At 66.5% G+C, this 18,278-nt stretch carries 17 protein-coding genes and 2 tRNA genes; 12 read left to right on the top strand and 7 right to left on the bottom strand.

The window, feature by feature from the left end; all coding sequences use genetic code 11:
- Positions 1-17 precede the first annotated feature (17 nt).
- The 4 genes from ACQ4LY_RS01020 to ACQ4LY_RS01005 form a co-directional block, all read right to left on the bottom strand.
- On the bottom strand, positions 18-1,034 hold the full coding sequence (locus ACQ4LY_RS01020) for a hypothetical protein (RefSeq protein WP_431074149.1): 1,017 nt from the start codon (positions 1,032-1,034) through the stop codon (positions 18-20).
- Positions 1,035-2,328: 1,294 nt separating this feature from the next.
- The gene (locus ACQ4LY_RS01015; protein ID WP_431074148.1) at positions 2,329-4,491 is read right to left on the bottom strand and encodes a KAP family P-loop NTPase fold protein; all 2,163 of its coding nucleotides are present in this window, start codon (positions 4,489-4,491) and stop codon (positions 2,329-2,331) included.
- A 63-nt stretch (positions 4,492-4,554) separates the two neighbouring features.
- On the bottom strand, positions 4,555-4,911 hold the full coding sequence (locus tag ACQ4LY_RS01010; protein ID WP_431074147.1) for a hypothetical protein: 357 nt from the start codon (positions 4,909-4,911) through the stop codon (positions 4,555-4,557).
- Between the two features lie 178 nt (positions 4,912-5,089).
- The gene (locus ACQ4LY_RS01005; protein WP_431074146.1) at positions 5,090-5,419 is read right to left on the bottom strand and encodes a hypothetical protein; all 330 of its coding nucleotides are present in this window, start codon (positions 5,417-5,419) and stop codon (positions 5,090-5,092) included.
- 264 nt (positions 5,420-5,683) lie between these two features.
- Between ACQ4LY_RS01005 and ACQ4LY_RS01000 the strand changes: the two genes are divergently transcribed.
- Together ACQ4LY_RS01000 and ACQ4LY_RS00995 are read left to right on the top strand one after the other, a co-directional pair.
- Positions 5,684-6,097 carry a hypothetical protein gene (locus tag ACQ4LY_RS01000; protein WP_431074145.1) on the top strand — a complete coding sequence of 138 codons (414 nt, stop codon included), beginning with the start codon at positions 5,684-5,686 and terminating at the stop codon, positions 6,095-6,097.
- A 59-nt stretch (positions 6,098-6,156) separates the two neighbouring features.
- Positions 6,157-6,627 carry a heme-binding protein gene (locus ACQ4LY_RS00995; RefSeq protein ID WP_431074144.1) on the top strand — a complete coding sequence of 157 codons (471 nt, stop codon included), beginning with the start codon at positions 6,157-6,159 and terminating at the stop codon, positions 6,625-6,627.
- A 72-nt stretch (positions 6,628-6,699) separates the two neighbouring features.
- Here the strand turns inward: ACQ4LY_RS00995 and ACQ4LY_RS00990 are convergent, their stop codons facing one another.
- Together ACQ4LY_RS00990 and ACQ4LY_RS00985 are read right to left on the bottom strand one after the other, a co-directional pair.
- Positions 6,700-7,218, bottom strand: coding sequence for a gluconokinase (locus tag ACQ4LY_RS00990; RefSeq protein ID WP_431074142.1), 519 nt, complete (start codon positions 7,216-7,218; stop codon positions 6,700-6,702).
- Between the two features lie 7 nt (positions 7,219-7,225).
- Positions 7,226-8,635, bottom strand: a complete 1,410-nt coding sequence (locus tag ACQ4LY_RS00985; protein ID WP_431074141.1) for a GntP family permease — start codon at positions 8,633-8,635, stop codon at positions 7,226-7,228.
- Between the two features lie 137 nt (positions 8,636-8,772).
- Between ACQ4LY_RS00985 and ACQ4LY_RS00980 the strand changes: the two genes are divergently transcribed.
- The 9 genes from ACQ4LY_RS00980 to ACQ4LY_RS00940 all read left to right on the top strand — a co-directional run bounded on the left by ACQ4LY_RS00980 (position 8,773) and on the right by ACQ4LY_RS00940 (position 17,350).
- On the top strand, positions 8,773-9,480 hold the full coding sequence (locus ACQ4LY_RS00980) for a FadR/GntR family transcriptional regulator (RefSeq protein ID WP_431074140.1): 708 nt from the start codon (positions 8,773-8,775) through the stop codon (positions 9,478-9,480).
- Between the two features lie 120 nt (positions 9,481-9,600).
- Positions 9,601-12,243 carry a LuxR C-terminal-related transcriptional regulator gene (locus tag ACQ4LY_RS00975; protein WP_431074139.1) on the top strand — a complete coding sequence of 881 codons (2,643 nt, stop codon included), beginning with the start codon at positions 9,601-9,603 and terminating at the stop codon, positions 12,241-12,243.
- Between the two features lie 258 nt (positions 12,244-12,501).
- Positions 12,502-12,993, top strand: a complete 492-nt coding sequence (locus ACQ4LY_RS00970; RefSeq protein WP_431074138.1) for an FBP domain-containing protein — start codon at positions 12,502-12,504, stop codon at positions 12,991-12,993.
- Positions 12,994-13,039: 46 nt separating this feature from the next.
- A complete protein-coding gene (locus ACQ4LY_RS00965) occupies positions 13,040-13,837 on the top strand; it encodes an enoyl-CoA hydratase/isomerase family protein (protein ID WP_431074137.1) in 798 nt (265 codons plus the stop codon).
- A gap of 110 nt (positions 13,838-13,947) precedes the next feature.
- Complete coding sequence (locus ACQ4LY_RS00960; RefSeq protein ID WP_431074136.1) at positions 13,948-14,946, top strand: hypothetical protein; 999 nt, start codon at positions 13,948-13,950, stop codon at positions 14,944-14,946.
- On the top strand, positions 14,943-15,737 hold the full coding sequence (locus ACQ4LY_RS00955; protein ID WP_431074135.1) for an inositol monophosphatase family protein: 795 nt from the start codon (positions 14,943-14,945) through the stop codon (positions 15,735-15,737). The genes ACQ4LY_RS00960 and ACQ4LY_RS00955 overlap by 4 nt, the downstream gene beginning before the upstream one ends.
- Positions 15,738-15,859: 122 nt before the next feature.
- Entirely contained in the window at positions 15,860-17,101 is a 1,242-nt protein-coding gene (locus tag ACQ4LY_RS00950) for a M23 family metallopeptidase (RefSeq protein WP_431074134.1), read from the top strand.
- 69 nt (positions 17,102-17,170) lie between these two features.
- Positions 17,171-17,242 (top strand) — tRNA-Thr (locus ACQ4LY_RS00945).
- Between the two features lie 34 nt (positions 17,243-17,276).
- A tRNA-Met gene (locus ACQ4LY_RS00940) sits at positions 17,277-17,350 on the top strand.
- 46 nt (positions 17,351-17,396) lie between these two features.
- Here the strand turns inward: ACQ4LY_RS00940 and ACQ4LY_RS00935 are convergent.
- Complete coding sequence (locus tag ACQ4LY_RS00935; protein WP_431074133.1) at positions 17,397-17,960, bottom strand: GNAT family N-acetyltransferase; 564 nt, start codon at positions 17,958-17,960, stop codon at positions 17,397-17,399.
- A gap of 134 nt (positions 17,961-18,094) precedes the next feature.
- On the opposite strand from ACQ4LY_RS00935, the gene ACQ4LY_RS00930 reads away from it, so the two are divergent.
- Positions 18,095-18,277 carry a hypothetical protein gene (locus tag ACQ4LY_RS00930; RefSeq protein ID WP_431074132.1) on the top strand — a complete coding sequence of 61 codons (183 nt, stop codon included), beginning with the start codon at positions 18,095-18,097 and terminating at the stop codon, positions 18,275-18,277.
- The last annotated feature ends 1 nt before the right edge of the window (position 18,278 follow it).

Raw genomic sequence — 18,278 nt, 5'->3', positions numbered from 1 at the left:
GCTGCGCGGACGAGGAGCTATGGAGCGCTGGCCGCCTCCGCATCAAACTCCGCGATGAGGTCCGCGGGGATCGATTGGATGAGGTCCTCGACGTCGTTCGGATTGAGGAAAGGTGCGGCTGTCACGCCCACCCACGCATGGAGGCTCCGGGACCACGCTTCGATGGATCGGTAGGCCACAATCCCGATGAGCCGCACGTAGGTGTCGGGAGTTGCCCACGACGTGGACACGTGAAGATGCTCTCCGTGGGCAACGCCGGACAGGCCGCTGTACAAGGTGCCCATCGACGGAATCTCTTCCGTGATTCTCTGCGAGTAATTGAACCGAGTCTTGGCGTGTGAGCGGCCCACGAACACCTGAGCCACCTCATCGGTCGGCCGATTCTTCTTGTCGAGAGCCATCGTGACTCGAACGTGCGACTCCTCGAGCTGCGCAATCAGCCGGCTCCGAAACTGCCGACTGGAATCGTCAAAGGAGGCCCTGTTGGAGTCGAATGACCGGAACAGCGCCGCATAGGCACGTGCCGCGCGTTCGTCGGCGCTCAACCCGGATCGAAGTAGCCAGCAGCTCGACGCAGAAAGCTCGGCGATGGACCGAGCGATGGTGATAGCAGGCAGCGTATGAAGCGTCTCGAGGTGAACGAGCCCGCGAAGGCCTTCCAGGTGTGAGAGAAGCGCGTTGCACGACGACTCGACCTGCTTCAGACGATGCCCGTACGCGATGTCGTGGGTTCCGGAGAGGGCGGCGGCGTAGTCGGTCGCGTAGTCGGTTGCAGGCGGCGCCTTGGTCATGCGCTCGGGAAGCTTCGCCCCGGCCGTGCGCACGTGAGCAGTGCACTGCGATACGAGCCGCCGCATCGCGTATCCGGCCTGTTGAAACCGTGCGTCATCGTCCTCCGACATGGCCTCATCCTGGCGCATGTCGCAGGCATTGAAGCCGCCATCTGATGGACCCTGCTGGTTGCCCTCGGCGGGGGAGAACGCGAGGGCGACCAGTCGGACGCTGAAGGTGGCGCCAGCCCCAGCGACCGCCACGAGGCCCTTCCGCGTTCGCCGCGTTCAGCGTGGCATCCACCGCGTCGCCGCGCAAAGATCCGGCTTGTTTCGTAGGGCTGAACGATGAGGTCATCGCGACCGCGCATAGACGACCCATGACCGAGACACCCAAGATGCCTCAGAACTCCTCGCTGCGGGCGTTTCGTGCTTTCGGGGATCAATACAATACTGCTGGTGTTACGGCTGCTGTGTACGGGCATAGGGGGTCGATCTACAGATCGGCCGTGTGCTCCCCGGATCCAAAGGCGATATAGCCGTCGTCGAAGTTCACTGCGTCGGAGCTTTCGGCGACGCCACTGAGCGTGGGGCCCACGGCTCGCTGGTCGGCTTCCGGTGCTGCACACCCGCTGATGGATCCGACTGCGAGGAGCCCGGCGAGTGCAAGAGCGAGGGGCCAAGTGCGTCGTGTCATTCAACCCATGATTCGCGGAGTGCAGGTCACGCGGTCATGCACCAGCGCACATACGCCGGACCGTCACTACAACACTGCTTCCCACCGCCGTCTCACAGTCGGTCTCACGCAGAGGACTGTGATCTCTCGCTTGGTCTCCCGGTAGAGGATCCGATGGCCATTCACGTAGGCGCGATGGATCGGGCGTCCAGGTACCTTCTCGGCTGGGATCGGCTGACGGCCGGCAGCAAGGTCGTCGAGTCCACTGACGATGTCGGCGGGGGACCGTGTGAGCGCCGCGGCCGGCGTCGGGGCCAGCTTGACGGGCTTCATGCGGGCAGGCCGAGGGTCGCTCTCGCGTCCTCCCAGCTGACGAGAGTGGTCCAGAGGGCGTCCTCCGTCGCAGTGTCCGCGGCACGCATGTCGGCAAGTTCCTCGGCGTCTGCGACCTGTCGCGCGAGAACCTGTGGGCTGACCAAAGCAGCGACAGGGCGACCGCGACGGGTGAGGTAGGTCGCGCGTGCCTGGGATTGCTCCGCGATAGATGACAGCCGACCGGCGGCGTCACGCAGGCTGATCTCTGGGAGGTCAGGCTAATCGAGTGTGTTGGGGTCCACGATGCTCCTGTGTAGCGAGGGGAAGGACGACGGCTCGCGAGCTGTGCTGGCAGCGTCTGTGACGTACGAGCAGGTGTACGACGCAACCGACGAGCCGTCGCCACTCATTGAGGATACGAACGCGAATCAGGCCTCGCTCGCATATCAGTGCGCAGGATGCTGCACTGTGTCAGCGTCCCTGTCCTGAGTGTAGGAACGGAGCGTCCCGGACACCGCCACTCAAACTGCTGTCGGCAGGCGAGCGATGCAGTCATAACTAGCGGAGTTAGTTCGTCGACGTGGCTTCCGCAACCGCGCCGAGCGCCGCGGTACGCCGGTTCTCAGGTGTGTCAGTCATGCGCATGTAGCTGTCTGGCAGTTCGTCGGCGTACTTGTTTGCGATGTCCTCAAGGTCGAAGAACTTGCGCGCCTTTTCGGTCTGAAATCCCTCGATGCGTGTGTGCTCCACGCCATGCTCGAATGACGCCGATAGCCGTACAAACCAGGACAAGGTCTCCAGTTCGCCGCGAAGTTTCTTCTCCTCGTCGATCCAGGCCGCGAACCCCTTCGGGTGGATCTCGTCCCATCCGTTCAGAGCCTCCCGAATGCGCCAACGCATGTTCACGACCGTCGCACCTTCTATGGCCAGCAAGTCGCGAAGCGCCTCAGTGACTGCCTGTTTCGCTCCGAGGGTGAGTTCGAGAGGTAGGGTGCCGTCGGCTCCTGATTCCGTGGCCCACCACGCGCTGGTTGCGACAACAGCGCCCCGGCGTCCACCAGACATCCTGCGAAGGACGGTTTCGATGCTGTCTCGCGGGAGCTCTCGCAGTCGCCGGGCGATCTCGCGCTGAATTTGAAGAGTCCAATCCAGAGTGTGGACCCGGTCGAAGTCTTGGATGACGATGTCTGCCAGCCACGCGAAGGTGTCAGGTGCCGTGATCTTCGCGTCTCCGGCCGCCATGGCGACCTTCGGTGCAGTGCGACCCGGGTTCTCCTGGAGGCTCTTGAGGCAACGCTCAGCGGCATCAGACGTGGCCCCGACGCCGCTCTCAAGGTCTTGAATCGCCTGACGAACAACGGAGTCGCGGAGGTCGCCGTCGGGCACTCCAGCAGTGAAGTAGCGGTCGAAGTAGTCCTCCGACGCGATGTGCGGGCCAAGGTGAGAGCTGCCGCCGCTTGGCATGCCGGTTGCGTGGGCGAAGCGGGGGAACAACGATGCGACGGCAAAGACCACGCTCGGGGTTTCGGACGGTCTTGTACCGGCGTCTACGAATGCTTTCGCCCAGTCGTTTCGGATCGTTTCGGGGCTTCGAGTGTCTTGCGGGTCGGCGTTCCCCGGCACGCTACCGATGAGATGATCCCGCCGAGTCTGCAGCAGCGCGTACACCCCTGGCTCGAAGGTCCGAATCCACGTGACGATGAGGAAGTCGACAAGGTCGACTTCGCCTACGAAGCGGGGACTGAGGATGCGTGCCTGAGCGAAGTAGCGCCGGAGAGCTCGAGGGGTGACTAGTCGCTTGGAGATGAAGCGCTCATATGCTTCCTGGAACCGTGGGCGGGCGAGATCGTCGATGACGTGACCGGTGTCCTCCTCCAAGTCCCGCAGGGCTTCGTTCGTGAGTTCGAAGACGTCGCTCGGGCGAAGCTGAGGCACGTCGAACCGGATCTGTACGACCTTCTCCATATAGTCCCGCGCACGAGCGATGTGGCCGTCGCCGATGAGGTTGGTGCGGGTGAGGACATCGAGGATTGTGGACTCGTCGTATGACAGGAGGTAGTGAACGTAGGGGAGCCGGCCCAACTGGCGGACGAGCTTCAGAGTGAGGAGGAGCTCATCGGCGGAGATTCGGTCGAGGTCGTCGATGACGATGAGGACGGGCGTCTTTGCTTCCTGGAGTATTTTCACGAGTTTGCGACGCGCAGCGTCGGCGCTGCGATTGCTGCCGAGGAGCTTCGCGGCACCCTCCACGACTTTGCTGGCATCAAAGATCCCCCATGCGGAGGCGACAGCAGTGAGCGGAGCGACGGCGACGCCGAGATCGCTGATGAAGTCGCGCACGTTCGTGACCTTGGAGGAACCGAAACTCGTGTTAAGCGAGGCAAAGAATCCAAGTTGCAGAGTGCTGGCATCCGGGTAGTCCCACGGGTTGAACGTCAGGACGGTCCACGGAGAGACGCCCGCCCGGGCGGGTTCTGTGTCAGCCTTGGCTCGCAACCAGTCGAGCATGGAGGTCTTGCCGGATCCCCAGGGGCCAACGAGGCCGAAGACCGAGGAGTCTTCCTCGGTCCGTGCTTCGTCGATGATCTCCCAGGCGCGGAGGAGGAAGTCGGCTCGACCGAACCGGGGCGCGACGGTGGCGTTCGACTCGTCCGTCATCCACGATGGCCGCCCAGACTGGGCCTTGGGGTCAGGTGTAGGGGTCTTGTCCGCGGCCGTCTCCTGGGTCATGTGTCTCAGCATGGTGCATCAGAGGGGCGCGAGCGGCAATGTCTCACTCGCGCCCGGGGCGGACTAGAGCAGGCCGCAGTAGATCTGGGTGCCGTCGGGATCGAACGCGCGCTCTTCGGTGCTGATCTTGGGGATGGTTTCGCCGATGGGCGTTGCGTACCACCGCATAAATTTGTATTCGAACTTGTTTCCCATGCCCCACGCGGCCCAGGTCTGACCGGCTGACAGCACAGGGGACGTGCGACTCACGGACGTCACTTCGGAATCGGCGCGGCTGATGGACAGCTGTGCCTTCACGAAACAGACGTCGACCCCGAACGTTGCCCCCACAATTCGGGTGACGGTTTTGCCGGATGAGATGGTGCACGTGCCGCCGCTTGTCCCGACCGTGCAGCTGGCGATGGGTCTGAGGGTGTCCACGTAAACTCGCTGGCGCGAAACGCGTCGCATGTTCGGGGCGGAGGCATCCGAGGTGATGGAAGTCGTGACCTCCGATCTTGAACGGTCCACGACCGTTGCCTTCCGTAGAGCCTCTGAGTCAGAGAAACTTGGTGCCATCGCAGAGCTCACTAGGCGTCAGGCGCAGCACTCCGGTACTTCAGCAGCGACAATCGCGGCGCTCCTGATTGCGGCAGGAGTCGGCCTCGTTGGTGCGTATGCAACTGCGCTGGGGCTGCAAGCCCAGAGCGTTGCGATGCAGCGGAGCTCCGCCGTGGAACTTGCCGATCTCGCCGATGAGCGTGGGCAGAGCGAGCTGGCGCTCGAAGCGCGCGAACTCGCGGTCGAGTCGCTTGACCTCAGCTTTGGTCTCGCCGAAGCGATGCCGTTCGCGCTCCTGACCCTTGTCTTCCTCACCCTCGTTGCAATCTGGTGGGCGGCCGATCGGGCGCGACGTTCCAGCGTGGCCGAGGTGTGGCTTGCTGCCCAATCGCGCCCCGCGCCCGCCCAACCACGGAAAGCGGTGGTCCTGGACGAATGGAAAGGCCAGATCAAAAGACAATTTTTCCGAGGCGCGCGATGGTCGGGAGGAATAGCGTTCTCGCGTCGGAGGATTCGCCCGCGTACATGGTGCGTATGACCCCTGTAGCCTAAAGGGCTTCCGCAGAACCGAGAACACCCCACGATCGAAAAGCTCCGGACAGGCTCAGGCATCCGGGGCTTTCGTCGTCTTCCGGTTGAGCGGGCATCATGGATGCGACGACAGATCATCCGGGGGAGCGCTGTGGACGACGACGAGCGGCGAGCGCTGCGCAGATGGGCGAGGGGAGCCCTGCAGTACTTCGTTTGCCTGCTGCCTCTCGGTGCGGCTGCCGCGGTGTTCTTCGTCGTGGCGGACAGCGTGAGGGTGGCCGCGCACGCTCAGCTTCAGCACGCGGTGTTCGGGTGGCCGTTCGGGTGGGTGACGCAGGATCTCTCGCGCTACGAGCCCGCGGGATACCCCGCGACGATCGAGTTCGAGTATCAGCGGGCGTGGCACGATCCCATCGAGACCTCATACGACTGGTGGATGTTCGCGGCGAACAGCGCGATTCTGAGCGCCATTCTGACAGCGGTCCTGCTGCTCGTCCTCGGGGTTCTCCGGGTTCGGCGGGCGCTCCGCGAGTAGGCGGGCTACAGTCTGAGGCGAGTCGTCGACGCGAGAGTCGACGCGAGAGAGGCATGCCGATGAGTGATCACGCGAGGCTCGCGAAGCTGGAGGCGGAGCACGTCGAGCTCGTACTGCGCCGGTTCGATCGCACGGATGCCTGGCAGCTCGGGCGCTTCATCGCGGAGAGGGCGTTAAGCGAGGGGTTCCCGGTCGCGGTGGATGTGCGCACGTCGTCGGGCATCCTGTTCCATGCGTCCTTGCCTGGCGCGACCGGCGACAACGACGTGTGGGCCGCGAAGAAGGCGGCGACCGCCCTGCGGTTCGAGACGAGCACCGCTCTGCTCGAGGCACGAATCGAGAACGGCGGGCGCGACATGTATGAGCCCGGATGGCTCGACCCCGTCGTGTACGCGGTTGCGGGAGGCGCAGTGCCCATCCGCGTCGACGGTGTGGGTGTCGTCGCGGTCGCCACGGTATCCGGCCTTCCGTCGGCGGATGACCACGACCTGGTGGTGTCCGGGATCCGGAGTCTCGGACTGCTCGTCTGAATGCAGAAAGCCCCGGAACACGCGGAGTGTTCCGGGGCCTTCGCATAGCCGTGGGGGCGAGATGCGCGCGGGTCAGTAGTCCGGGTGCAACCGCAGCCGTGAAGCGATCTGCGCCGCCTGTTCGGCGGGCGTCAGAGCGATGTCGATCTCGATCGACCTCTCGTCGTCCTCCAGCGCTTCCAGCGTCGCGAACTGCGAGTCGAGCAGCGTCGTCGGCATGAAGTGCCCTTCACGTCGCAACATCCGGTCGAGGATGAGTTGGCGCTCGCCCGCGAAGTGCACGAACGTGACCGCATCTCGGCGCAGCACGTCGCGGTAGCTGCGCTTCAGCGCAGAGCAGGTGACGATGCCGGGCTCGCCCGCCTCGATGCGTTCGTCGATCCACTCGGCGATGAGGTCGAGCCACGGCCACCGGTCGTCGTCGTCGAGCGGGTGCCCCGCCGCCATCTTGGCGACGTTCGCCTCGGGGTGCAGGTCGTCGCCCTCTTCGAAGGCCCAGCCGAGGCGACCGGCGAGCATCGCGGCGACGGTGGACTTGCCGGTGCTGGCGACGCCCATGAAGACGAGGACGGGAGCGTTGACGGACATCATGGCGCGCTCAGACGAAGATGCTCAGGACGAGCACGCCGGCGAGGCCGGTGACCGAGATGAGGCATTCGAGAACAGTCCATGACTTCAGAGTCTGCGGGATGCTGAGGCCGAAGTACTCCTTGATGAGCCAGAACCCCGCGTCGTTGACGTGCGAGAGGAAGACCGAGCCGGATCCGATCGCCAACACGAGCAACGCGACCATCGGAGAGTCGAGCGTCTCGGTGAGCGGCTGCAGGATGCCCGCGGCGGTGATGGTCGCCACGGTCGCGGAACCGGTGGCGATGCGGATGACGACGGCGACGAGCCAGGCGAGAATCAGCACCGACACCGAGGATCCCGACACGAACTGTGCGATGACCTCGCCGATACCGGTGTCGACCAGCACCTGCTTGAAACCGCCACCGGCGCCGACGATCAGGAGGATGCCGGCGATCGGGCCGAGCGACGAACCGACGATGTCGTTGATCTTGGTGCGGTCGAAGCCTGCGCCGCGACCGAGGATGAAGAATCCGGCGAGCACGGCGATGAGCAGCGCGATGACCGGTGTTCCGAGGAAGTCGAGCGCGAGCTTCCACGGGGCGTCGGAGCCCGCGGCAGAGATGTCGGCGACGGCCTTGGCGAGCATGAGGAAGACGGGGAGCAGGATGCTGAACAGCGTGGCGCCGAACGACGGGCGGCGACGCTGCTCGACGCCCTCGTCCTCTTCGGTCACGAAGAGCTCAGGGACGGGGACGTCGACCCACCGCTCGGCGAAGCGCGCGAACAGGGGGCCGGAGATGATCACCGCGGGGATCGCGACGATGACACCGAAGGCGAGCGTGAGGCCGAGGTTGGCGCCGAGCGCGTCGATGGCGGCGAGCGGGCCAGGGTGCGGCGGGACGAGTCCGTGCATCGCCGAGAGACCCGCGAGCGTGGGGATCGCGATGCGCATCAGCGGAGCGCCGGAGCGACGGGCGACGAGGATAATCACCGGTACGAGGAGCACGAGGCCGACCTCGAAGAACATCGGCAGACCGATGACGGCGCCGATGAGGCCCATGACCCAGGGGAGGGAGCGGGCGCTCGCCCGACTGACGAGAGTGTCGACGATGCGATCGGCGCCGCCTGAGTCGGCGAGGAGCTTGCCGTAGATCGCACCGAGGGCGATCAGGATGCCGACGCCGCCCATGGTCGTGCCGAACCCGGTCGAGAAGCTGGTGACGGAGGCGGCGATGTCCATGCCGGCGATCGCGCCGGTGGCGAGTGCGCCGATGGTGAGCGACAGGAACGGGTGCAGCTTCACCCAGGTGATCAGCACGATGATGATCGCGATGCCGATCACGGCGGCGGTGATGAGCTGGCCAGCCGGCTGAGCGGCGCCTGCGGTGTCGGTGGCGGCTGTCATGAGCGCGTCAGCGGCGGGGGTGAAGAGTGCCATGAGCTTCCTTGATCCGGGCGTTGTTTACGACCTTATGCCGTACATAATAAGCACGCATACCACGTCATGCGCAACATAATCGAAACATGAGTGTGAGATGAACCACGTGACGACCTCGATGCGGCCATACTCGTCATATGACCGTCTCCCGCGCCGCAAGCCCTGTGCACGACTCTCTCGTCGCTGAACTCGGTCGCGCGATCGTCGACGGAGTGCACGCTCCCGGCTCGAGGATGCTCACGGTCGACGTCGCGCAGGCGCGCGGCGTCTCACGCTCCGCCGCACGCGAGGCCGTGCGCGTCCTCGAGTCGTTCGGCCTGGTCTGGGTGCGTCGCAAATCGGGCGTCGAGGTGCGACCTCGCGCGGATTGGAACGTCTACGCCCCTGAGGTCATCGCCTGGAGGCTGGCGGGTCCTGGGCGTGACGAGCAGCTCCGCGAGCTGAGTCAGCTCCGCTCGGTGATCGAACCCCTGGCTGCGCAGTTGGCGGCGGGATCGGCGACCTCCGAGCAGAAGGTCGATCTCGTCTCGCTGGTCGTGGCGATGGGGCAGGAGGATCACGAAGCGGATCGTGAGCGATATCTCACCGCCGACATCCGCTTCCACCGGCTGCTGTTGGAGTCCTCAGGCAACGGGATGCTCGCCGCTCTCGGAGGCACGGTCGAAGCTGTGCTGAGGGGGCGGACAGCGCACGACCTGATGCCGCACGTGGCGAACCAGAGCGCGGTGCAATGGCATCGGGATGTGGCGTTCGCGGTGGCGAGCGGCGACGCGGATGCCGCGGCAGCCGCCATGCGGAACATCGTCTCGGAGGCGGACGAGGCGATGCAGCGCGCCGCCGAGTAGGCCGGCACTCACCACGCCACTGGTATCTCGGTATACGTACCTCTCGTACCGCAGTCCCGGCGCCTCCCCGGTTCTACGATCGGAGCGCGGGTGGTTCCGCGCGCTCGGAGGAGGCGGTCGATGAGGCATGGGTCCGGCGGGCGCGCGCGTGGTGCACGTGTTCCCCTGCACATGCTCGACCGCCCTCGGCTGACCGAGATCCTCGATCGGGGGCATGCGCTGACTGTGGTCACCGCCCCCGCGGGCGGAGGGAAGTCGGTGCTGCTCGGCCAGTGGGCGACAGTGCAGGAGTCCGGCGAGGCCTCATCGGTGAGGTTCGGCTTCGACGAGAGCATCACGAACGAGCGCCTCATGCTTCGCGAGATACTCGCGCAGATCGTCATCCAGGATCTGATCGACGACCGGGAGGATGCGCGCGCGGTGCTGCGCGGGTTCGACAGCATCCGGGATCCGGCTGGCGAGCTCGGACGGCTCCTCGGCGATCTCCACCGACCGTGCGCGATCCTGGTCGACAACGCGGAGCGAGTCGACGAGAGATCGTTCCTGAGCCTGATTCTCGACCTTCTCGAGGCCGCGCCGCTGTTGCGGGTCGTCCTGGCCACGCGTCGCTCGACCGTCTCACGAACGCTGCAGCTGCTCGCCTCAGCGGACGTCTGCGTCATCGGCCCCGCACATCTCTTCTTCACACCTGAGGAAGCCCGCGATGTGGTGCAGCGGATATCGGGGCAGGCGATATCCCCTGACGCGCTCGGAGAGGAGAGCGCGCTGCCGCTCGCCGCTCGAGCACTGGGCCTCGCGCTCGCGACGCATCGCGTTCCCGTCGAGATCGCCGCAGTCGAAGTCGAGGCGCTCGCCGACGCGCTCATGTCGAGCCTCATCAGCGCGGATGCACCGGCTGATTTTCAGGAGTTCCTTCTCCGCACGTCCGTGCCCGGCGGCGTGACCTTCGAGATCGCCGGGAGACTGGGATGGGTCGACGGCGGGCGCGACCATCTCGACCGTGCCGAGCTGTGGGGCCTCGGCATGTGGGAGCCGGGCGACGAAGGTCACGCCTTCGTCTACACCCCGCTCCTGCGCGAAGCGCTTCTGCGCAGAGTCGATCAGCGGACGGCCGACGACGTGGCACCGATCAGGAGAACCGTCGCGCTCTGGGCATCCGAGCATGGTCGGCATCTCGAGGCATTGACGAATGCGATGAGGGCGAAGGACTACGTCCTCGCTTCGCGTCTCGGCCGCAAGTCGTGGTTCATCCTCTCCCGATCGAATCCGCGCGAGGTCGAGTCGCTGCTGCGGCGAGAGAACCCTCTCGTCCTCGCACGATTCCCGCTGTTGGGGATGCTGCTGGCACTGGTCCTGCTGCGCCTCGGCCAGCGGTTGCGTGCCTTCGCCTATTTCCAAGGCGCCGCGCTGTCGCTCCGTCGACGCGGACTGGACGATGATCCCGTCGAGCGGTTCTGGATGCTCAGCGCGAAGACGCTGGCTGAACGTTTCGCCGGACAGTTCCGACGATCCGGCAAGACCGCGGACGTCGTCGTGAAGGCCTTCGGAGCGATGGATGCCGAGCAGCGCGCAGAGTGCAACGGGTTCGCGGCGCTTCTGCTCAGCAATTGCGGTCTGAGCTTTCTGCACCTCGGCCGTATCTCGGACGCGATAGACGTTCTGGAACTCGGCATGACGATTCGGGTCGCGCACTCTGTCGTGATCCTCGAGGACGGCGTCGGTCTGCGAATGCCCGATGACGACGGCGGCTGGTATCACTGTGCGGCGACGCTGGCCGGGGTGTACGCCCTGCGGGGCCGTCTCTCGGACGCTCGACGGGTCCTCGCGGAGATCGCGCATGCCGACCCGCCTCCGGCGTGGCGCACTGATCTGTTCGGGATCATGGAGCAGATCGCCCACGCGCTCGTCGCGGTGGGGGCGCTGGACCTCGATGACGCACGTCGCCGCATGGACTCGATCGAGCACCACCTGGGCACGACCGACCTCTGGCCGTATCTCGTCGGCGTCCGGAGCGAGATCGATCTGCGTGACGGGCGCACGGCCGAGGCAGCACGCGCTATCACCCGCGCACTCGGCAGGGGCGTCAACTCGGCCGTCTCCGAGTATGGTTCGTTCAGGCTGACGCTGGCCAAGGCGATGGCTTCCCTGGCGCTCGGCGATCAGACGGCCGCGCGCCGTGACCTGGCCGCGCTGGCAGCGGGCGATCCGGCCCGGAACGCCATCGAGGCCTTCACCGCGCTGCTCAACCATGAAGACGCGAGCTCGTTCTCGGCAGCGGAGGTCGCCCTGTCGGAACGTGATCCGGATCTGGATCGATTCTGCCTCGCCGCCGTGGCCTCCGCAGCGGCGGCGGCACATCTGGGCATGCACGAGGCGTCCGCGCGCGCGATGGCGCGCGGGGTCGCCGTGATGCGAGAGGAAGGATCGGCGGCTCCTTTGGCGCTGTTCGACAGTGAAGTGCTGCGCGACGTCCGTGAGCTCTGCGCTCCGGTCGAGCAGCACTTCCTCGACGCGTACCTCGCACAGGCATCCCCCGGAAGCCTCTTTCCCGCGTTGCCTCCTCCGGTCCGGCTCACGTCGAGGGAGCTCGCCGTCATGCGCGAGCTTCGGAGGACGTCATCGACGGATGCGCTCGCCGCGGCCCTCTTCGTCTCGCCGAACACGGTGAAGGTCCAACGGCGCAGCGCCTACCGCAAGCTCGGGGCATCGAACAGAGAGCAGGCTCTCCTGCGCGCCGCCGAACTGGGCCTGCTCGACGAGTGATCGCGCCGGTCGGTCGAGGCGCACCTCGCGTCTGGGGAACGCGGAGTGCGCCTCGAGGTCGGGAGCGTGTGGGAGGCCGAACCCGGGGGTTCGAGTTCTCGTCGACCTGTGTTCACGATAGGTGGGAGCCGGCGGTCGCCCCGAGCGGGCGACCGGTCCGTGCCTTATTTCACCCCGGAACTCACCCCGGCCGCCCGGATGAGCGTGCGGAGCGAGCGGATCGGTGCCGGTACCCGAGCGTCTTCATAGACTGGACGGATGCGAGCGCTCACCGAGGCAGACATCCGCGCGTCCTTCGTCAACGCGGACGAGGACGAGTTGCGGGTCATGGAGATGCCGCACGACCTCCTTCTGATCGACTGGGACTACCTGGACTTCTTCGCTTGGCGCGATCCGGGCGCCGGCCGTCGGGGGTACGTCCTCACTCAGCGGGACGGACGGGTCTCAGGCGTCGTGCTCCGGGCATCCGACCCCGGTCGTCATCGTTCCGGGATGTGCAACATCTGCCACACGATGCAACCGGGCAACCAGGTCGCCCTGTTCGCGGCGCGACGCGTCGGTGAGGCCGGCGCGAGAGGTGATTCGGTGGGAACCTACATGTGCGCCGACCTGTCCTGCCACGAGAATGTGAGACTCGCGCACCCCCTCGCTCCCAGTGAGGTACTGGCGCCGGGGCAGGTGGACCTCCGTCTCGACGGCACCAGGCGCCGTATGGAGGCTTTCACCGAACGCGTGCAGGAACCGCGCTGATCGCGATTAGCCTGGGGGCCCACGTCCTGTGCTCGAAGGAGAAGCCATGAGCGATGCCATCCTGTTCTCGGTCGATGAAGGGCTGGCTCGGCTCACGCTGAACCGCCCCGCGCGACTCAACGCCTTCAATGCAGATCTCGCGCACGCCTGGCGGGATGCGACGGCTGAGGCGACGTCGCGCACGGACGTGAAGGCGATCCTGGTCGATGCCGCAGGTCCCGCGTTCTGCGCGGGCGGCGACGTCATCGAGATGGCGACGACGATGGGCTCCGGTGGCGAGATCACCGCACTCGCCGAGGTGATCAACAGCGGCATCCGCTCGCTGACCGAGTCTGCGGTGCCCGTGGTCGCGGCGGCCCACGGTACGACGGCCGGCGGCGGACTCGGCATCCTGCTCAGCAGCGACTACGCCGTCGTCGGCTCGCGCTCGCGTCTGGGCAGTCTGTACGCGAACATCGGGCTCACCCCCGATCTCTCCGTGTCGGCGCAACTCGCTCACGCGATCGGGCAGCGCCGTGCGCTTCAGCTCGTGCTGCAGGATCGCCTGCTCTCCGCCGCCGAGGCAGTGGAGTGGGGGCTCGTCGCCGAGGCCGTCGAGGGGAGCGATTCGCGGGACGAGGCCGAGCAGGTGCGGGCGCGTGCCGAGGAGGTAGCCCGGTTCTGGCTCGCGGGCGCCGCAGAGGCATACGGCCACGCCAAGAGGCTCGTGCGTTCGCAACCCGAGCGCACGTTCGCGGAGCAGCTGAGCGAGGAGGCGCGTTCCATCGGCGCGTCCATGGCGACGGCCGATGCGCAGGCCAGGATCACCGCCTTCGCGGCCTCGTCGGCTCGCAAGGGCGGCTGAGTCCGGGCGAGCGCCTCGAGCGCGAAGTCGTCCCCGATCGCGCTGTCGCTCCTGGTCGGGCGTCGGCGCATGCAAGGATGAACGCAACGCCGCTCAACGAGAGGAACGCGATGTCGCAGCCGGAGATCGCCCCGCAGGCCCCTGCGCTGGTCGAGAAGAAGAACATGTCCCTCCTCATCCGAGGAGCGATCTGGATCGCCATCGGTGCGCTCATCGCCGCTGCGCTGGTCTGCGTCGTATGGGTGCTGATCGGGGACCAGGACGGCCTCATCGGTCGCGCGTTCCTGACGATCCTCCTGCTGGCCGCGTTCGCCGGGATCGCGATCCTCGAGGCGGGACTCGCTCCGAACCGTCCTGACTGGCTCGCTCTGTCGAGCATGGTCACCTGGATCGTCGCTCTGCTGGTCGGAGCCGTCAAGATCTGGCTGCCTGAGGACGACCAGTACTTCACCGGCGCGGAGCGGTTCTTCCAGCTCCTCCTGGTCGTCGGCATCCTCCAGCTCGCGCTGCTGCACGTGCGTCTGTTCACTCCGGCGGCGCAGCGACACGTGACGACCTTCACCCGCATCATCTACTTCGCGACGATCGCGTTCCTCGCCGGTCTCGTCGGCATGCTCGTCTTCTTCCTGACGTTCCCGCACACCTTCGAGTACGGCGAGCTGTACTGGCGCATCGTCGTCGCCCTCACGATCCTCGCCGCGGTCGGCACGACGCTGATCCCGCTGCTGAACGCGCTGTTCGCACCGCGCAAGCCCGCGGCGGCCGCCGTTGCAGGACACGGCATCGCCGCCGCGCCGGCCTGGCCGTCGTACGCCGACGGTGTCACGCCGCTGCCCGTCCTGCCCGATGGGTCGCCGGACTGGAACGCGTATTACACGGGCTATCCGTCGGCTCAGCAGCAGCAGCAGCAGGCGGCGCTGCCGATCGCTCCCGCTCCGCAGGGATTCCCGGTCGCGCCGGCTCCGCAGCAGTTCCCGGCTGCTCCTGCCCCGCAGCGGTTCCCGGCCGCGCCGGAGCCTCACACGCAGGCACCTGCGGTCCCGCCGGTGCCGCAGGCGCCTGACGCGCCCGGTGCCTACCCGCCGGCTCCGCCGTACCCACCGCAGTGAGCCTCGAACTCGACCTGACCGCCCTCGCCACGAGCATCGCCTTCGAGGCCGGGGAACTCGCGCGCACGCGTCGCGCGGAGGGCGTGCACCTCGCCGCCACCAAGTCCAGCCTCGCCGACATCGTGACCGACGCCGACCGCGAGGTCGAGGTGCTGATCCGTGAACGTCTCCGGGCGGTCCGCCCGGGAGACGGGTTCCTCGGTGAGGAGTCCGAGGCCGAGCGCGGAGAGACGGGCATCACGTGGGTCGTCGATCCGATCGACGGCACGGTGAACTACGCCTACGGCATCCCCTCCTACGCGGTGAGCATCGCCGCGGTGCGGGGCAGCGCGATCCCAGGGGAGTGGGAGGCCCTCGCAGCGGCCGTCCATGCACCCGCCTCCGGTGAGATGTTCACGGCCGCGCGTGGTGAGGGAGCGTTTCTCGGAGACCTCCGACTCTCGGTCACGACCGAGACGCCGGCGGGAGCGCTTCTGGCGACCGGTTTCGGCTACGACCCGGCCACACATGACGGCGACCTCGCCACCGTCCGCAAGGTCATGACGATCGCCCGGGATCTCCGACGCGCCGGATCCGCTGCCCTGGACCTGGCTTTCGTCGCGGCCGGCCGGCTCGACGGATACTTCGAGCGTGGGCTCAAGCCCTGGGATCACGCGGCTGGAGCGCTGCTGGTGGCTGAAGCCGGCGGTCGCGTCTCGCTGACCGACACGACGTCGCTGAGACCGATGCTCGTCGCGGGTGGAACCCAGGTCCACGACCGTGTCCTCGATATTCTTCGAGATGAAACGTGACGAATTCATGGCATTCCCAGGTGGACCAGGCTAGGGTTTATCCGATCGTTACTTTCATCGGCCCGAATCGATGAACGTTGTAAGCGCCCCCGAGCTTGACGTTTGACCCGAGAGAATCTGATTTGCCCTTCGAGAATTCACAGGCTGCCTCTGCGCCCACGCGCCGCTCCAGCCGTCCCCGCACTGCGGCCTTCGAGGCCTCTGCGGCAGGAGTGACGGAAGCCGTCTCCGAAGCCGCCCCCCTCGCCTCGGACGCTCCCGTTTCCCGTCGCGCCGCTCGTGAGCGGCTCAACACCGCCGAGGTCTTCCTCGCCGCGACCGCCGTCGCCGCCGCATCCGCGGGTGCCGACTCGACCGAGATCGCCGAGGCCGAAGCCGAGGCTCCCGAGATCGTCGTCGAGCCGCTCGCCGAAGCCGCTCAGGAGGAGCACGTGGACACCGCGCCGGCGGATGTCGATGACAAGACCCCCGCGTCGAACGGTGAGTCCGACGAAGACGCCTTCGCGTCCGCATCCCGTGCTTTCCGCTCCGTCGCTCCCAAGACCGCTCAGGCTTCCGCCGATGAGGCCTCCGAGGCCGCTCCGGCCGAAGAGGTGCCCGCTGAGCACGTCGCTCGTCGTCGCCCGCCCATGCGCAAGTTCCTCGCGGTCGGTGCCACCGTCGGCGTGATGAGCCTCGCAGGTCTCCTCGCTGTCGGCATGACTCTTCCCGCCGAGGCTGTCGCTGCGGTCCAGGGCTCGCAGTCGCTCGGCGCCACGTCGCTCGTCGCCGCTTCTGGTTCATCGACCGCAGGCGCAGCCGATGACGAGATCCAGGCATTCGTCACGTCGTCCGACGTGCAGAACGAGTCGCTCGCGCGCTCCGACAGCTTCTCGACGGTGTCCCTGATCCAGGTGGCGTCGGAAGAGGGCATCAACTACTCCAACGAGGTCTTCACCAACGACCCCGAGGCGGCCATCCAGTGGCCCTTCAAGGTCGGCGTGGGCATGAGCTCGGGCTACGGCATGCGCTGGGGCCGGCTGCACGAGGGCATCGACTTCGTGCCCGGTGAGGGCGCGCCCATCCAGGCGGTCGCCGACGGCGTCGTGCGCATCGCGACCGAGCAGGGTGGCGCCTACGGTGTCACCGTCTACATCGATCACGTCATCGACGGACAGGTCATCACGAGTCACTACTCGCACATGCAGTACGGCTCGCTCCAGGTCAAGGCCGGGCAGACCGTGAAGGTCGGCGATATCGTCGGGCACACCGGCAACACCGGTCGTTCGTACGGTGCCCACCTGCATTTCGAGATCATCATCAACGGCAGCACCATCGATCCGCTGCCGTGGTTGCGCGAGAACGCGGGCCGGTACTCGTACTGACCCGCCTCGATTTCATGAGGACGCCACAGTGATGGTATTCTCGTGTGGTTGCCCCGCGAGGGGCAGCACGCCCCGATAGCTCAGTGGCAGAGCACTTCCATGGTAAGGAAGGGGTCGTCAGTTCAATCCTGACTCGGGGCTCACAGCGTTCGTATCTGCGATGCGGATGCGGTGTGGCAGGGTAGCTCAGCTGGTCAGAGCGCACGACTCATAATCGTGAGGTCGCGGGTTCAAGCCCCGCTCCTGCTACAGATGAAAACCCCCGGGATTCCCGGGGGTTTTTGCGTATCCGGGGTCAGGACCGGCCTGAGTGGACCAGGGCGCGGTCGGTGAGCCGGGTGTACATGTACATGTCGCGGGGTTCGCCGTCGATGCGCTTCCAGGCTCGCAGAAGCGCCTCGCGCTCGTAGCCGGCCTGCTCTGCGACTCGCCAGGATCCGTGGTTCCCCGGCTCGATGTAGAGCTCGATTCGATCGAGGCTCTCGAGTCCTGTCGCCCATGTCGTCACCGTGAGCAGTGCGTCGAGCGCGTACCCGCGTCGGCGATGCGAGGATGCGATCCAATAGCCGACGCTCGCACGCGTGCCGCCTGCGAAGAAGAGACCGATGTGCCCGACCGCGCGGTCGTCGAGGTCTGCGACCGCGAACGCGTAGCCGACCCCGGAGTCGAGTCGATCGCGTTGGCGACGGATGAATGCCAGAGCCTCCGGTTCGCCTGCCGTGCGAGGGACAGTCGTGACGAGCGGGATGAGGGAGTCGCCGGATGCCTCCTTCACGACGGCGACGTCGTCGGCGCGCCACTCTCGGAGTCGCGTCCGTTCTCCGAGGAGGGTCGGGAGGACCAGCGACGTGTCGTTCATGCTCCGATGGTCGCATGGTCATCGTCGACGCGGCGAGAACCCCGCAAGGTCGATCCCCTGTCAAGGGGATGCCGCCCGATCCGCGCGGCGGCGAGACTGAGGGTCCTTTGCCGCAACAGACGACAGGAGCGAACATGTCAGACCCTCAGGCAGCGCCCGATGAAGGCGCCGAGATCGATGCGACCGGCGTGGACGCCGATTTCGTGACGAACGATCCTGATCCCGAGATCGACCCGGCGACTCCCGGTGAGGACCAGAAGGCGGACGGCGACAACGCCGATCACCCTGACGAACTCGAGGTCGGCGACCTCCCCTGAC

Source organism: Microbacterium phyllosphaerae (genome assembly GCF_050628115.1).
Lineage (GTDB): Bacteria > Actinomycetota > Actinomycetes > Actinomycetales > Microbacteriaceae > Microbacterium > Microbacterium phyllosphaerae_A.
This window is presented reverse-complemented; position numbering and strand designations above follow the sequence as displayed.

What these genes read in the sequence shown, in the direction of transcription:
- ACQ4LY_RS00990 (WP_431074142.1), bottom strand. Translation starts at nt 7,218, where the DNA reads ATGATGTCCGTCAACGCTCCCGTCCTCGTCTTCATGGGCGTCGCCAGC.
- ACQ4LY_RS00935 (WP_431074133.1), bottom strand. Translation starts at nt 17,960, where the DNA reads ATGAACGACACGTCGCTGGTCCTCCCGACCCTCCTCGGAGAACGGACG.
- ACQ4LY_RS00965 (WP_431074137.1), top strand. Translation starts at nt 13,040, where the DNA reads ATGAGCGATGCCATCCTGTTCTCGGTCGATGAAGGGCTGGCTCGGCTC.
- ACQ4LY_RS00975 (WP_431074139.1), top strand. Translation starts at nt 9,601, where the DNA reads ATGAGGCATGGGTCCGGCGGGCGCGCGCGTGGTGCACGTGTTCCCCTG.
- ACQ4LY_RS00970 (WP_431074138.1), top strand. Translation starts at nt 12,502, where the DNA reads ATGCGAGCGCTCACCGAGGCAGACATCCGCGCGTCCTTCGTCAACGCG.
- ACQ4LY_RS00985 (WP_431074141.1), bottom strand. Translation starts at nt 8,635, where the DNA reads ATGGCACTCTTCACCCCCGCCGCTGACGCGCTCATGACAGCCGCCACC.
- ACQ4LY_RS00995 (WP_431074144.1), top strand. Translation starts at nt 6,157, where the DNA reads ATGAGTGATCACGCGAGGCTCGCGAAGCTGGAGGCGGAGCACGTCGAG.
- ACQ4LY_RS01015 (WP_431074148.1), bottom strand. Translation starts at nt 4,491, where the DNA reads ATGACCCAGGAGACGGCCGCGGACAAGACCCCTACACCTGACCCCAAG.
- ACQ4LY_RS00980 (WP_431074140.1), top strand. Translation starts at nt 8,773, where the DNA reads ATGACCGTCTCCCGCGCCGCAAGCCCTGTGCACGACTCTCTCGTCGCT.
- ACQ4LY_RS00930 (WP_431074132.1), top strand. Translation starts at nt 18,095, where the DNA reads ATGTCAGACCCTCAGGCAGCGCCCGATGAAGGCGCCGAGATCGATGCG.
- ACQ4LY_RS00960 (WP_431074136.1), top strand. Translation starts at nt 13,948, where the DNA reads ATGTCGCAGCCGGAGATCGCCCCGCAGGCCCCTGCGCTGGTCGAGAAG.
- ACQ4LY_RS01000 (WP_431074145.1), top strand. Translation starts at nt 5,684, where the DNA reads ATGCGACGACAGATCATCCGGGGGAGCGCTGTGGACGACGACGAGCGG.